This is a genomic window from Streptomyces sp. MK7 (genome assembly GCF_032658145.1).
Taxonomy (GTDB): domain Bacteria; phylum Actinomycetota; class Actinomycetes; order Streptomycetales; family Streptomycetaceae; genus Streptomyces; species Streptomyces spiralis.
In genome coordinates, this window is sequence record NZ_JAVACL010000022.1 from 77,343 (window position 1) to 90,962 (window position 13,620).

Consider the following 13,620-nt stretch of genomic DNA (forward strand, 5'->3'; position numbering starts at 1 on the left):
GCCCGAGCGTGCTCCGCCGGGCGCTGGGCGCGTGTTCGTGTCGGCCGGCGTCCCGCGTGGGTTTTCGTCGCTGGTGGCGTCGCGCAGATCCGCGTGGGTGCCGTCCGGCGCGGGATGTGTGTCTGCGTCGTCTGCCGTCCCGTGTGGGTCTGCGTCGCCGGTCGTGCCGCGCGGAACCGCGCGGGCGCCGTCCGGTGCCGGGCCCATGTCCGCGCCGTCGGGCTCTCCGCGCATGCCCGGACCGTCTGCCGTCCGGCTCAGGGCCGCGTCGGCGGAGGCCGGGCGCGGCCCCGTGCCCGTGGAGGCCGGAGGCTTGCCCGTGCCGGCGGACGCCTTACGCATCTCCGCGCCGTCGCCGGGACTGCCAGACGGCCGCTCCGGCCAGTGCGAGCACGACGGCACCGCCCGCGACGAGACCGACCGAGGGGCCGCCGCCCTCGTCGGTCTTCTTCGCCTCGCCGGCGCTCTTGGACGGGGTGCTCTTTCCCGACGTGACCTGCTCGCCGCACCCCTTCCGCGGATACCCGGCGATGGCGCAGAGCAGGGCGTTGGTGTCGTAGCGCAGGGGCCCCGCGACCGCCGCCAGGGCCTCCGCCGTCGTGGCGTCGGCGGGGACGCGGGCGCAGGCCGTACGCGGCGCGGGCGGGGTCTCGCCGGAGGGCGCGTCGGCCTTCGTGCCGAAGTCGAGGACCAGCGCGATCCGCTTCTTGCCCTGCTGGGCGGGGGTCTTGGCACAGATGGCCGCGAAGTCGGCACTCCCGCGCGGCTGGGCGGCGTCCTGGGAGTCCTGGCTCACCGCGAAGCGGAAACCCTGTACGTCGCCGTCGGCGGGGCGGGCCGTGGACGGCCCCTCGGTGGCGTAGGTCCAGTGGCCGCCGTCACGGTCCCAGAAGGACCAGTAGCGGTAACCGGCCGCCTGCGCCTGGCCCACGCCCGCCGACAGCAGGCACACGGCGGCCGGCAGCACGGCGGACAGTGCGCGGAAGCGGCGCGTCACGGCTGCCGCACCTTGTCGCCCCTGCCGCGGCTCAGCATCAGGCCGACGGCGATCACGACGACCAGGAGGATCCCGGCGGCCCACCAGACGGCGTGGCCGGAGTTGTCCTTCGCGACGTCCGTGGCGCCCTTCTTGTCCTTGGCGGCGGCTGCCTGAGGCGCCGGGCCGGTGGCGTTGAGCCGCTCGACCAGGTCGGTGCCGCCGAAGTCACGCGGGTCGGTGCCGCTGGCGTGGGCGGCGAAGACGAGCTGGGCGTACGCGGCGGGACCGCTCTGCTTCGCCCACGCCTCGGAGTGCTTCTCCAGCCACTGGAGGGGCTTCTGCGCCGCGGCGGCCCCGCCCTGCGCGGCGAGCGCGACGACCGCGTCGGCGGTGTTGCCGTAGTCGGGCTGGTCGGTGGCGCCGGGGAGTACGGAGGTGAGGTAGCCGTCCTTGCCGACGGCGCGCGCGAGATACGCGGCGCCGCCCGCGGCGGCCCGGGCGGGGCCGGCCTCGCCGGAGTCCGAGCAGCGGGCGCCGCCGCCGTTCCCGTCGCCGCTCGCGGCCTTGGCGGCCAGGCCCTGTCCGAGGGCGGCGACCACACCCGCGGCGGTCGCGTCCGCGTTCGCCGCGAGCTTGCCCTTCTTGTCGGGCTGGTAGGCGAACGCGCCGGCGCCCGCGGCGTCACCGGAGCACGGCAGGGCGAACTTCAGCAGGGCGTCGTAGGGAGACTTCCCGCTCTTGCGCACGGTCTCGGGCTTCTCGCCCACAGCGGTGAGTGCTCCGATGACGACCGAGGTGGAGTTGGTGTCGCTGGGCCCGCCGGGCGTGTAGCCCCAGCCGCCGTCGCTGTTCTGCACGGACTTCAGCCAGGACACCGCCTTCCCGGTCGTGGCGTCGTGGCCGTCGAGCGCGGCGAGGGCCTGGACGGCGGCGGCCGTGCTGTTGGTGTCGATCACGACCTTGGCGTCGCAGGCGCGGGACGTGTCGGCGCGGAAGGCGGCGAAGGCGCCGTTCGCGCACTGCTGCCCCGTCAGCCAGTCCACGGCCTTCGCGGCGGGCCGCACACCGGCCGTGTGCTGCGCGAGCAGGGCGAGGGACTGCCGCCAGACGCCGTCGTACTTGGGGTCGGTGGTGCCGTAGAGCCCCGAGGGCAGCACGGGGGACCCGGAGGGAGAGGGGGACGAGTCGGCGGCGACGGCGGGCGCCGATATGCCGATCAGGGCGACGGCGGCCAGGGCCGCGGCGCTGCGGCGGATGTTCATGATCGGCGGATGCCTCTCCCTGAAGGGAGCCGGGCAGCACGGGACATCCCGGCGGCTCGGCTCCGTATACCTCGACGGTGCCGTGCGGCGGCGGGCTGCCGACGCACGTGAGCCGGTCACGCTCCCGCCCGGGGCAGTCCGGCTCGCCGCCCACGAGGGGCGGCTCACGGTTGCGGGTCAGCGCCGGATTCGCACCGGCTTCCCCCCGGACAGGCGTGAAGACGACCGGCTCACTCTACCGGCCCGGTTCCTGCCCCAGGTCCACGGGTGTCGGACCGCCGAAGGGCAGGCGCAGCGTCCGGGAGGCCGGGAGCCAGGCGCCGGAGATGCGGCGGAACCGGTCCTCGTGACGACCCATCCGGACGGGCGGGCCGGCGGGCACCATGCCGCCCCTGTGGCCGTCCACGCGGTAGGTCGTGGAGCAGGAGACGGCCGTGGCCGTGTCCGGGAAGGTGACCGTGACGACGATGTTCGACATCGGACGGCGGGAGAGCCGGTCGGCGGGGCGGGAGGCGAAGTGGCGAGGCGCTCGCAGGCGCGCTCGGCGAGGAGGTGCTCCAGGATTCCAGAGGTTCCGGAGATTCCCGGGTGCTGTGTTCCATGGGGCTGTACGGCAGGAGCGTGCTGCTCAGAGCATCGGAAGAAAAAAATCTTCCCGTTCGGGTGTTGTGTCCGGGCTTGGGCGTTCTATCCTGGTAAGTGCCTACGGGGCGAGTGAGGGAGTTCGACCGGAGTAGCCGACTTTGGCGAGACGCCGAAAGGCATCCGCTGAGGCCGACGTCGACGGTCGGGCTGAGAGGCCGGAAGGTCGAAAGACTGGAAGGCGACCCCTAGAACCTGATCCGGGCAATGCCGGCGAAGGGAACCCGTCTCGTAGGTTTCATCGTGCCCGGGCCGTGTGCCCGGGCTTCTTCGTGCCCGGGTTTCTTCGCGTCCGGGGCGGTGGGCTCTTCAGCTCTCGCCGGCAGCCGTCAGGTCGATCAGCCTGCACACCGTCTCTATGTCTATCTTCACCTGGGCGATGGAGGCCCGGCCCGAGAGCCAGGTGATCAGCGCCGCATGCCAGGTGTGCTCGATCACGCGGACCGCGGACAACTGCTGCGGGGTCGGGTCGTCCTGGCCCATCGCGTCCAGGATGATCGCCGTGGTCTGGCGGGAGACCTGTTCGACCTCGGGGCTCACACTGCGGTCCGCGAAGGTCAGCGCGCGCACCATGGCGTCGGCCAGGTGCGGCTCGCGCTGGAGGCCGCGGAAGGCACGCATCAGGGTCTCCGCGACCCGCTCGGCCGGGCTCTCGCCGGCCGGCGGCTTCTTGCGCAGCGTGGCGTGCATCCGCTCCAGCTGGTCCTGCATGGTGGCGACCAGCAGGTGCACCTTGGACGGGAAGTACCGGTAGAGCGTGCCGAGGGCCACCTGCGAGGACTCCGCGACCTCCCGCATCTGCACCGCGTCGAAGCCGCCCCGCCCGGCGAGCTGCGCCGTCGCGCGCAGGATGCGACGGCGGCGCGCCTCCTGCCGTTCGGTCAGGGGCGGCGACATGGCCGGCCCGTGCTCGCGCGCGGGGGTCGCGGGCTTCGCGGACGGCCGCGCGGTGCTGGCTTCCACCTTGGCTTGCGCAGGCATGGGTACCGCTCCGTGACAGTCGGTGAGTGCGTGCGATCGGACAGCATGGCAGGGCGCCGCACACCGCGCGAGCCGTGGCGTGAATCACCTGATCCACTGCTCACAGCGAGGCTACCTGCCGGTAGATTCAGAGCCTCCTGGACGATCAAGTCTGAAACTTGTTCTAGATTAGCGTCCCGGCGTAATCTCGCGGGACGGTGCAGTCAGAAGGGGGCCCAGAGTGACCGCTGAGGCCAGTCAGGCGGGGTCCCCCACGGACCTCGCCGCGGACGGCGAGCGACCGCTCGACATCGCGCTCCTCACCTACAAGGGAAACCCGTTCTGTGGCGGCCAGGGCGTCTACGTCCGTCATCTCTCCCGCGAGCTGGCCCGCCTCGGCCACCGGGTCGAGGTGATCGGTGCCCAGCCGTACCCCGTCCTCGACGCCCTGGAGGACGGCGCCCCGGGCCGGCTGAGCCTGACCGAGCTGCCCAGCCTCGACCTCTACCGCCAGCCGGACCCGTTCCGCACCCCCGGCCGCGACGAGTACCGCGACTGGATCGACGCGCTGGAGGTCGCCACCATGTGGACCGGCGGCTTCCCCGAGCCGCTGACGTTCTCCCTGCGCGCCCGCCGTCATCTGCGGGCCCGGCGCGGCGAGTTCGACATCGTGCACGACAACCAGACGCTGGGGTACGGGCTGCTCGGCGACGTCGGCGCGCCGCTGGTGACCACCGTCCACCACCCCATCACCGTGGACCGGCAGCTGGAGCTGGACGCCGCCGACACCTGGCAGCGGCGGTGGTCCGTGAAGCGCTGGTACGCCTTCACGCGCATGCAGAAGCGGGTCGCGCGCCGGCTGCCGTCCGTGCTCACCGTTTCCGGCAGCTCCCGGCAGGAGATCGTCGACCACCTCGGCGTACGGCCCGACCGCGTCCACGTCGTGCACATCGGTGCCGACACCGACCTGTTCTCGCCCGATCCGTCGGTGCGGCGGGTGCCGGGCCGGATCGTGACCACCTCCAGCGCGGACGTGCCGCTCAAGGGCCTGGTCTTCCTCGTCGAGGCGCTGGCGAAGGTGCGGGCGGAACAGCCCGAGGCGCACCTCGTCGTGGTCGGCAAGCGGGCCGAGGACGGGCCGGTCGCACAGGCCATCGAGCGCTACGGCCTCGAGGGCGCCGTCGAGTTCGTCAAGGGCATCTCCGATGCCGAACTGGTCGACCTCGTGCGCTCGGCCGAGGTCGCGTGCGTGCCGTCCCTGTACGAGGGTTTCTCCCTCCCGGCGGCCGAGGCCATGGCCACGGGCACGCCGCTGGTCGCCACGACCGGCGGCGCGATCCCCGAGGTCGCCGGGCGCGACGGGGAGACCTGCCTCGCCGTACCGCCGGGCGACGCGGGCGCCCTGGCCGCCGCGCTCTGCCGGCTGCTGGGCGACCCCGATCTGCGCACCCGCCTGGGCGCGGCCGGCCGCGACCGCGTCCTGCGCCACTTCACATGGGCACGCGCGGCCGAGGGCACGGTGGCCCACTACCGCGAGGCCATCGCCACCTCCGCCACCCCGCCCCGCCGCCGCCCCACACCCCCGAACCCCCACTGCTCCACCGGCCCGGCGGCCTCCGATGGCTCCGGGGTTCCGGGCTCGGAGCGCCTTGCCGCCCCGGATGCGCGCGGCGCCGCGGGCGCCGGCACCGGCAGTTCCGCCGGTCCGGGCGTCGATGACTCCGGGACGCCGGGCCCCGACCGCTCCGCGACTTCGGAGCCCGATCACTCCCCGACCCCGGAGCCCGACCGCTCCGCGCCCCAGGGCGCTGATCGTTCACCGGCCCCGGGCGCTGATCGTTCCCCGGCTCCGGGCGGCCGCCGCTCCGCGGTGCACGATGCCGGCCGTTCCGCGGCCTCAGAGGTTGTCTACTCCGAAAGCAGGGCCACGTGCTGACCGTCGACTTCTCCCGGTTCCCGCTCGCCCCCGGCGACCGCGTCCTGGACCTCGGCTGCGGCGCCGGGCGGCACGCGTTCGAGTGCTACCGGCGCGGCGCGCGGGTCGTGGCGCTGGACCGCAACGGCGAGGAGATCCGCGAGGTCGCCAAGTGGTTCGCGGCGATGAAGGAGGCCGGGGAGGCACCGGCCGGCGCCACCGCCACCGCCATGGAGGGCGACGCCCTCGCGCTCCCGTTCCCCGACGAGTCCTTCGACGTCGTGATCATCTCCGAGGTGATGGAGCACATCCCCGACGACAAGGGCGTGCTCGCCGAGATGGTCCGGGTGCTCAAGCCGGGCGGCCGTATCGCGATCACCGTGCCGCGCCACGGCCCCGAGAAGGTCTGCTGGGCCCTGTCCGACGCCTACCACGAGGTCGAGGGCGGCCACATCCGCATCTACAAGGCCGACGAGCTGCTCACCAAGATCCGCGAGGCCGGCCTCAAGCCCTACGGCACCCATCACGCGCACGCGCTGCACTCGCCGTACTGGTGGCTGAAGTGCGCCTTCGGCGTCGACAACGACAAGGCGCTGCCGGTGCGGGCGTACCACAAGCTGCTGGTCTGGGACATCATGAAGAAGCCGCTGGCCACGAGGGTGGCCGAGCAGGCCCTCAACCCGCTGATCGGCAAGAGCTTCGTGGCCTACGCGACCAAGCCGCACCTGCCGCGGGTGGCCGCCGCGTGACCACACCCCGGACAGAACACCTCGTCCTGCCCGGGGTCCTCACCGCCGGGCAGGCCGCCGCGACCGTACGGGGCATCCTCGCCGTGCAGCGGGAGGACGGGGCGATCCCCTGGTTCCGCGGGCACCACCTCGACCCGTGGGACCACGTCGAGGCGGCGATGGCGCTGGACGCGGCGGGCGAGCACGAGGCCGCCGAGCGGGCGTACCTGTGGCTGGCCCGCCACCAGCTGGCGGACGGCTCCTGGTACGCGGCCTACGCCGACGGCGCCCACGACGACGTCACCGACCGGGGCCGGGAGACCAACTTCGTCGCCTACACGGCCGTAGGGGTCTGGCACCACTACCTCTCGACCGGCGACGACACGTTCCTGGACCGCATGTGGCCGGTGGTGTACGCGGCGATCGAGTTCGTGCTCCGCATGCAGCAGCCCGGCGGGCAGATCGGCTGGAAGCGCGAGGACGACGGGACCGCGACGGCGGACGCGCTGCTGACCGGCTCCTCGTCCATCCACCACGCGCTGTGCTGCGCCCTGGCGATCGCCGAACAGCGCGAAGAGCCCCAGCCCGACTGGGAGCTGGCGGTCGGCGCGCTCCGGCACGCGATCCGCAGGCACCCGGAGCGGTTCCTGGACAAGGACCGCTACTCGATGGACTGGTACTACCCCGTGCTGGGCGGCGCGCTCACCGGCGTGGAGGCCAAGGAACGCATAGAGGCCGACTGGGACCGCTTCGTCGTCCCCGGACTCGGCGTGCGCTGCGTGGTCCCCAACCCGTGGGTGACGGGCGGGGAGTCGGCCGAACTGGCCCTGACACTGTGGTCGGTGGGCGAGTCGGACCGCGCGCTCGACGTGCTCCAGTCCATCCAGCACCTGCGCGACGGTGAGACGGGCCTGTACTGGACGGGCTACGTCTTCGAGGACGACGCCATATGGCCCCGTGAACTCACCACCTGGACCGCCGGATCCCTGCTCCTCGCCGTCGCCGCGCTCGGCGGCCACGAACCCACCTGCACGGTCTTCTCGCCCGACCGCCTGCCCAGCGGCCTCGACCCGGACTGCTGCGACTGACGACGGCGGCGGGCCGGCGCGCGCGGCAGGCCGGTGCGACCGGGCCGCGCGCCGTCGGCGCACGCGCGGCGCGCGGGATGCGCACGGTCAGTACGCGGGCTGCGCGCGGTCAGTGCCGGTGCATGCGGTGGGCGACGGCGTGGCCGACGAAGAGGTAGACGACGGCGGCCAGGCCGTAACCGGCCACGACCCTGGCCCAGGCCTCGTCGAAGGTGAACAGGTCCCGCGACCAGCTCGCAAGCCAGTTGGCCGCGTGGTGGACGAACTGCACCAGGTCATTGGCCCGGTTCGCCTCCAGCAGGTACATCAGGATCCACAGTCCGAGGATGACCGCCACGATGTCCGCGACGACCGCGATGACGGTACCGGCGGAGTTGGAAGCCGTGCGATATCGAGAGGACATACCTTCCGTCTGGCCGCGGAAAGCTGCTTGAAACCTGTAATGCGCACGGGGAGTGACACCGACAGCACGTCAGGTGCCTTGTTTCAGGTGAGGCGCCCGGATCACACGGACCTCCGGAGTGCCTGAAGTACCTCGAGTCCCTCGGGCACCTGCAGCGATTCCCATTTCGGAGGACACCGTGCCCGTACCGATACGGCGCCTCGCTGTGGCGCTCACTGTCTGCTGCGCCCTGCTCGCCGGCTCCACCGCCTGGGCCGCGCCCCGGAGCATCGGGCAGCACACCACCCCGGCCGTCGCGGCGGCCGATCCCACGCCCAGCCCGACCACGTCCGCGGAGAAGCAGAAGTTCGCCAAGACCCGCTTCGTGGCGAACGCGGCCCTCGCTGCCGGCGCCACCTACCAGTGGATCTGGAAACCGTACAAGGAGGGCAAGTTCAAGAAGGGCGCCAAGCACCGCAAGACGACCCTCGTCAAGGCCGGGCTCGCCGGCGCGTTCACGTACAACCGGCTCAAGGCGGCCGTGCGCAACGCCCAGGGCGACCCGACGCTGTCCAAGGCGCTCGCCCCGCTGAACGCGGCCATCGCCGACCTGAAGGACCTGCCCAACAAGCTGCGCAAGGGCGACGGTTCGGCGGCGAAGAGCTTCAACGACACCATCAACAAGGTGAAGGACGCGGGCAAGAGCGCGGGCGCCCCGGTCAAGGACAAGGTGCCGTCCGCCTCTCAGCTCAGGAGCGGCTCCTGACGGCCGACTCCCACCGACCGGCTCCGTGGGCCGCCGACGGCAACGGCCCCTCGCCCTGAAGAGCGAGGGGCCGTGCGGCCGTTGAGGATGTGACTCAGCCGCGCTGGATGTTCGAGGCGTCCTGGAGGACACCGCGGCGACCGTCCTGCATCTCCGTCAGGAAGCCCTGGCCGCGCTGCTCGACGGCCAGGTACCACACGCCCGGGGCGAGTTCGGCGATCGGCGAGGGGGAACCGTCCTCCCCGAACAGCGGACGCGGCGCGGGCACCGCGAACCAGAACGGCGAGAAGGCCGCCCCCGCCGTACCGGCCCCAGCCGTGCCGGCCGCCGCCGGCGCCTGCTGACCCGGCTGCGGCTGACCCGGCTGCGGCTGACCGCCGCCGAAGGACTGGCCCTGCTGCGGCTGCGCGCCGTACGGCTGCTGCTGGGCGCCCGGGTAGCCGTAGCCACCCGGAGGCTGCGCACCGTAGGGCTGCGGCGCGACCGGCTTGGGCGCCGGGACGAGGGCGGCCTGGAGGGCGGGCACCAGCGGAGTGGCGACGGCGGCGCCCGCCAGCGCCAGGGCGGCGATGAAGCCGAGGATCAGGCCGGAGGAGGCGCTGGCCCCGTCGGGGACGTCCACCAGCGACCAGAACAGACTCCACGCGACGAGCACCGTGAACGCCGCGCCGACCGTCCCGAGGTCCAGGCCGACGACCTTGCGCGGCTGCGGCAGGCAGCGGTTGACGACGATCAGGGCGGCCCCGATGACTCCGCCCATGTACAGGCCGAGGCCGTCGCCGAGGTTGTCCCACGCGTTGGTGTCCAAGCTGAACCCGGAGACGGAGTAGAGCTTGAGGAACGACGCGATGAACAGCAACACCGCTGCTCCGATCACCACGCCGTCGCCTCGAGTGAGGGAGCGGATATTCACTTCAGGTCCTTCGTAGTCGTCGTCTCGTCGTCGGTAGAGGCGTCGCTGTCACCATGTCGCCGCATGGCCCTGGTGTGAAGCGCGGGGGTGGCCCCTCATCGAACGGTGACACTACCGTCCGTCCGGGCGGGCTGTCCGCCGGGACCGTCGCGCCGATCACTACCCGCGCAGGAAACTCACGATTCCCTCAGAGATCCCTTCCGCCGCCTTCTGCCGCCAGGCTCCGCTGGTCAGCAGTGCCGCGTCCTTGCTATCGCGCATGTTGCCGCACTCGATGAACACCTTGGGAACCGTTGACAGATTGAGACCGCCCAGGTCCTTACGCGTGACGAGACCGGTGCCGTCGCCGATGTAGTTGGAGGGCGGCTCGCCCGTCACACGCACGAAGTTGCCCGCGACGCTCGCGCCGAGTTCGTGAGAGGCGGCGGCGATCGGCCGGGTGTCGGCGGCGCCGGAGTGGACGGACGCCGGGAGGATGACGTGGAAGCCGCGGTTGCCCGGCGCGGAGCCGTCGGCGTGGATGGAGATCGCGGCGTCCGCGTGCGCCGAGTTGCCGATCCGCGCGCGCTCGTCGACGCACGGACCCCAGGACGGTGAGCCGTCGTCGTGGGTCAACTTCACCGTGGCGCCCCGCTGTTGCAGCAGCGCGCGCAGCCGGTGCGCCACGTCCAGCGTGAACCGGGCCTCGGTGTAACCGGCGTTGGTGGCCGTGCCCGTGGTGTCGCACTCCTTCCAGTTGGTGCCGATGTCCACCTTGCGGTTGATCTCGGACGCGTGCTGGAAGTTGCCCGGGTTGTGGCCCGGGTCGATGACGATCACCTTGCCCTTGAGGGGGCCGGAGGCGGCGGGCGTGTCCGCCCGCTTGCCGTCGTCGCCCGGGGAGGCCGAGGACGGTGCCTTGCCCGACGTGGACGAGGAGGCCGGGGAGGAGGTCCCGCTCGTCGCCGACCGCTCGGCCGCCGTGCTCGAACCCGGGCCGCCCGCCGAACCGCCCGTGCCCCCCGAACCGCCGGACGACCCCACCGCCGCGTACGCCGCCCACCCCAGCAACGCGCCGGACACCAGCGCGACCAGGGCGACCACGGGCCCGCGACGGAAGCGGCCGGCGCTCTCACGGCGTTCGGGCCGCGGGGGATCGAACTCGGGACCTACGTACGACACGACAGCGACTCTAACCGCGGGCGGGGGTGGCCGCTTCGGTTCGCCGCAGGACGCGCAGCGAGTCGGTCACCGAGACCTCGGTGAACTCGCCGGACTCCAGGGCCCTCAGGTACACGCGGTACGGGGCCTGCCCGGTGAACTCGTCCGCCGGGTCCGGGAACACGTCGTGGATGACCAGCAGCCCGCCCACGGCCACGTGCGGCGCCCAGCCCTCGTAGTCCGCGCCGGCGTGCTCGTCGGTGTGGCCGCCGTCGACGAAGACCAGCCCGAGCGGGGTGTTCCACAGGGCGGCGATCTGGGGCGAGCGGCCGACGAGCGCCACCACGTGCTCCTCCAGGCCCGCCCGGTGCAGCGTGCGCCGGAAGGCGGGCAGCGTGTCCATCAGACCGATCTCGGGGTCGACCGTCTCCGGGTCGTGGTACTCCCAGCCGGGCTGCTGCTCCTCGCTGCCGCGGTGGTGGTCGACGGTGAGCGCGGTGACCCCGGCCTCGCGGGCCGCGTCGGCGAGCAGGATCGTGGACCGCCCGCAGTACGTGCCGACCTCGAGCAGCGGCAGCCCGAGCCGCCCGGCCTCCACCGCCGCCGCGTACAGCGCCAGCCCCTCGCCGGTGGGCATGAAGCCCTTCGCGGCCTCGAACGCGGCCAGGATGTCGGGCTTCGGTGCTGCCGCGGGCATGGGGATGGGGTCCTTCCGGTCGTACGTCGGCTCAGGGCGCCCATCGTGCCGCACCCCCGGTCGGCGGTTCGACCGGGGGTGCGGTGGGGTTTGTCTCGCAGTGGCGTGCGTCTCAGCGGCGGGAGTCCTGGGTCAATGCGGAATCCCGGCTCGCGCGGGGGTCCTGGCTCGCGCCGGAGTGCCGGCTCACGCGGTGACCGACTCGCCCGGCAGGGACAGGTCCAGGTCGACCGGGCGGTCGTCGCCCGCGTGGGTCGCCGCGGAGGCGTGCGGGCCGTGGCCGGCGGCGCGGGCGGCCAGGACGTACGGGCCCTCGGCGGGGACCGCGAGCGCGTAGCTGCCGTCCTCGGCGGAGAGGGTGGCGCCCGCCTGGCGGCCGCGGCGGTCGATCAGGGTGACCTTGGCGCGGGCGACCGGGGCGCCGCCGGCGTCCAGGACCCGGCCGCGGAAGCCCCGCAGCACCTGCTCCGCGCGGGCCAGGTTGGCCTCCTCCTCGCTGCTGGCGCGCAGCTGCGAGGCGGCCCGGCGGTTCGGCCGGGGCAGGCACAGGGCGAGCAGCAGGCCGAGGGCGACGGCGGCGGTGGCGATCAGGAAGGAGACGCGGAAGCCGTGCATGGTCGGGACGGCGACGCCGCCCACGTGGTCGGCGGTGTTCGCCAGCACCATGCCGACCACGGCGCTGGACACCGAGGTGCCGATGGACCGCATCAGGGTGTTGAGGCCGTTGGCCGCGCCCGTCTCGGAGGCCGGGACCGCGCCGACGATCAGCGCCGGCAGCGAGGAGTAGGCCAGGCCGATGCCGGCGCCCAGCATGACGGAGGTGACGACGGTCTGCCAGGCCGCGCTCATCAGCCCGAGGCCGCCGCCGTAGCCGATCGCGATGACCAGCAGGCCGAGGATCAGGGTGACCTTCGGGCCGTAGCGGGCGGACAGACGGGCGTAGACCGGCGCGGTGAACATCATCGTCAGGCCCAGCGGGGCCACGCACAGGCCCGCGACCACCATGGACTGGCCGAGGCCGTAGCCGGTGGAGGTGGGCAGCTGGAGCAGCTGCGGCAGGACGAGGGAGACGACGTAGAAGGCGACGCCGACCATGATCGAGGCGAGGTTGGTCAGCAGCACCTCGCGGCGGGCGGTGGTGCGCAGGTCGACCAGCGGCGCCGCGACGCGCAGCTCAAGCAGGCCCCACAGCAGCAGGACGACGACGGACGCGGCGAACAGGCCGAGCGTGGTGGCCGACGACCAGCCCCAGTCGCTGCCCTTGGTGATGGGCAGCAGGAACAGGACCAGGCCCGCGGACAGGCCGAGCGCGCCCAGCAGGTCGAAGGAGCCCCCGGCCCGCATCGGGGACTCGGGGACGGTGAGGAGGGTGAGGGCGATGGAGAGCACGCCGAGGCCGGCGGCGCCGTAGAAGAGGGCGTGCCAATCGGTGTGCTGGGCGACCAGGGCGGCGGCGGGCAGCGCCAGTCCGCCGCCGACGCCGATCGAGGAGCTCATCAGGGCCATGGCCGAGCCGAGCTTCTCGCGCGGGAGCATGTCGCGCATCAGGCCGATGCCGAGGGGGATCGCCCCCATGGCGAAGCCCTGGAGGGTGCGGCCCACGATCATGAGGAGCAGGGTGCTGGTGAACGCGCTGATCAGCGCCCCGACCACCATCACCGCGAGGCTGGTGATCAGCATCCGGCGCTTGCCGTACAGGTCGCCGAGGCGGCCCATGATCGGAGTGGCCACGGCGCCCGAGAGGAGGGTGGAGGTCAGCACCCAGGTGGCGTTGCTGGGCGAAGTGTTCAGCAGCTGCGGCAGGTCCTTGATGACCGGGACGAGCAGGGTCTGCATCACCGCCACAACGATGCCCGCGAAGGCGAGCACGGGGACGACGGCCCCGCTCGCGCTCCGGGTGGGCAGACTGGTCGTCGTGAGCGTCATTGAGGAAGGCCTCCGGGCCGTGGAGTTCGAGTGGGTGGTCATCCGTGCGGATCAAGTGCCGGGTTAACCTCGTAGGCCGAGGCAACTATTCCGATGCTTTGGCGTACTAACGAATCCTTGACCGTTCCGTAAGAATCTGACTCGATTTCAGGAAGTGGCGGTGGGTTCGGGGAGGTCGCCGGAGGGACTAGGACTTCCGGACCAAGCGGCCCGGTGCGAAAT

12 protein-coding genes, 1 pseudogene and 2 riboswitches are annotated in these 13,620 nt (G+C 72.7%); of the genes and pseudogenes, 4 read left to right on the plus strand and 9 right to left on the minus strand.

The window, feature by feature from the left end; all coding sequences use genetic code 11:
- Nucleotides 1–334: 334 nt before the first annotated feature.
- The 4 genes and pseudogenes from R2S09_RS23370 to R2S09_RS23385 all read right to left on the minus strand — a co-directional run bounded on the left by R2S09_RS23370 (nucleotide 335) and on the right by R2S09_RS23385 (nucleotide 3,864).
- Nucleotides 335–997, minus strand: a complete 663-nt coding sequence (locus R2S09_RS23370) for an SCO2322 family protein (protein ID WP_399144468.1) — start codon at nucleotides 995–997, stop codon at nucleotides 335–337.
- A complete protein-coding gene (locus tag R2S09_RS23375) occupies nucleotides 994–2,241 on the minus strand; it encodes a prenyltransferase/squalene oxidase repeat-containing protein (protein ID WP_316743020.1) in 1,248 nt (415 codons plus the stop codon). Before R2S09_RS23375 ends, R2S09_RS23370 begins: the two co-directional genes overlap by 4 nt.
- 131 nt (nucleotides 2,242–2,372) lie before the next feature.
- A riboswitch (cobalamin riboswitch) is annotated at nucleotides 2,373–2,446 on the minus strand.
- Nucleotides 2,447–2,476: 30 nt separating this feature from the next.
- A pseudogene (locus R2S09_RS23380) lies at nucleotides 2,477–2,812 on the minus strand (nuclear transport factor 2 family protein); the annotation flags it as partial.
- A gap of 135 nt (nucleotides 2,813–2,947) precedes the next feature.
- A riboswitch (TPP riboswitch) is annotated at nucleotides 2,948–3,122 on the plus strand.
- A gap of 70 nt (nucleotides 3,123–3,192) precedes the next feature.
- Nucleotides 3,193–3,864, minus strand: a complete 672-nt coding sequence (locus tag R2S09_RS23385; RefSeq protein ID WP_316743022.1) for a TetR family transcriptional regulator — start codon at nucleotides 3,862–3,864, stop codon at nucleotides 3,193–3,195.
- A gap of 220 nt (nucleotides 3,865–4,084) precedes the next feature.
- Here R2S09_RS23385 and R2S09_RS23390 point away from each other — a divergent pair, with 220 nt between their 5' ends.
- The 3 genes from R2S09_RS23390 to R2S09_RS23400 are packed head-to-tail and all read left to right on the plus strand — an operon-like array spanning nucleotide 4,085 to nucleotide 7,574.
- A complete protein-coding gene (locus R2S09_RS23390) occupies nucleotides 4,085–5,779 on the plus strand; it encodes a glycosyltransferase family 4 protein (protein WP_316743024.1) in 1,695 nt (564 codons plus the stop codon).
- Entirely contained in the window at nucleotides 5,773–6,507 is a 735-nt protein-coding gene (locus R2S09_RS23395) for a class I SAM-dependent methyltransferase (protein ID WP_306189317.1), read from the plus strand. The genes R2S09_RS23390 and R2S09_RS23395 overlap by 7 nt, the downstream gene beginning before the upstream one ends.
- The gene (locus R2S09_RS23400) at nucleotides 6,504–7,574 is read left to right on the plus strand and encodes a prenyltransferase/squalene oxidase repeat-containing protein (protein ID WP_306189316.1); all 1,071 of its coding nucleotides are present in this window, start codon (nucleotides 6,504–6,506) and stop codon (nucleotides 7,572–7,574) included. The genes R2S09_RS23395 and R2S09_RS23400 overlap by 4 nt, the downstream gene beginning before the upstream one ends.
- 109 nt (nucleotides 7,575–7,683) lie before the next feature.
- Here R2S09_RS23400 and R2S09_RS23405 read toward each other — a convergent pair whose 3' ends face one another.
- On the minus strand, nucleotides 7,684–7,977 hold the full coding sequence (locus R2S09_RS23405; protein WP_306189315.1) for a hypothetical protein: 294 nt from the start codon (nucleotides 7,975–7,977) through the stop codon (nucleotides 7,684–7,686).
- Nucleotides 7,978–8,155: 178 nt separating this feature from the next.
- Here R2S09_RS23405 and R2S09_RS23410 point away from each other — a divergent pair, with 178 nt between their 5' ends.
- The gene (locus R2S09_RS23410; protein WP_306189314.1) at nucleotides 8,156–8,722 is read left to right on the plus strand and encodes a hypothetical protein; all 567 of its coding nucleotides are present in this window, start codon (nucleotides 8,156–8,158) and stop codon (nucleotides 8,720–8,722) included.
- Nucleotides 8,723–8,816: 94 nt separating this feature from the next.
- Here the strand turns inward: R2S09_RS23410 and R2S09_RS23415 are convergent, their stop codons facing one another.
- From R2S09_RS23415 to R2S09_RS23430, 4 genes are all read right to left on the minus strand, one after another.
- Nucleotides 8,817–9,635: a DUF5336 domain-containing protein gene (locus tag R2S09_RS23415; protein WP_306189313.1), complete on the minus strand. Its 819-nt coding sequence runs from the start codon at nucleotides 9,633–9,635 to the stop codon at nucleotides 8,817–8,819.
- A gap of 159 nt (nucleotides 9,636–9,794) precedes the next feature.
- A complete protein-coding gene (locus R2S09_RS23420) occupies nucleotides 9,795–10,796 on the minus strand; it encodes an N-acetylmuramoyl-L-alanine amidase (protein WP_316743029.1) in 1,002 nt (333 codons plus the stop codon).
- A 10-nt stretch (nucleotides 10,797–10,806) separates the two neighbouring features.
- Nucleotides 10,807–11,472: a class I SAM-dependent methyltransferase gene (locus tag R2S09_RS23425; RefSeq protein ID WP_306189311.1), complete on the minus strand. Its 666-nt coding sequence runs from the start codon at nucleotides 11,470–11,472 to the stop codon at nucleotides 10,807–10,809.
- Between the two features lie 186 nt (nucleotides 11,473–11,658).
- Nucleotides 11,659–13,398 (minus strand): MFS transporter, encoded by a 1,740-nt coding sequence (locus R2S09_RS23430; protein WP_316743031.1) that lies wholly within the window; start codon nucleotides 13,396–13,398, stop codon nucleotides 11,659–11,661.
- Between the last annotated feature and the right edge of the window lie 222 nt (nucleotides 13,399–13,620).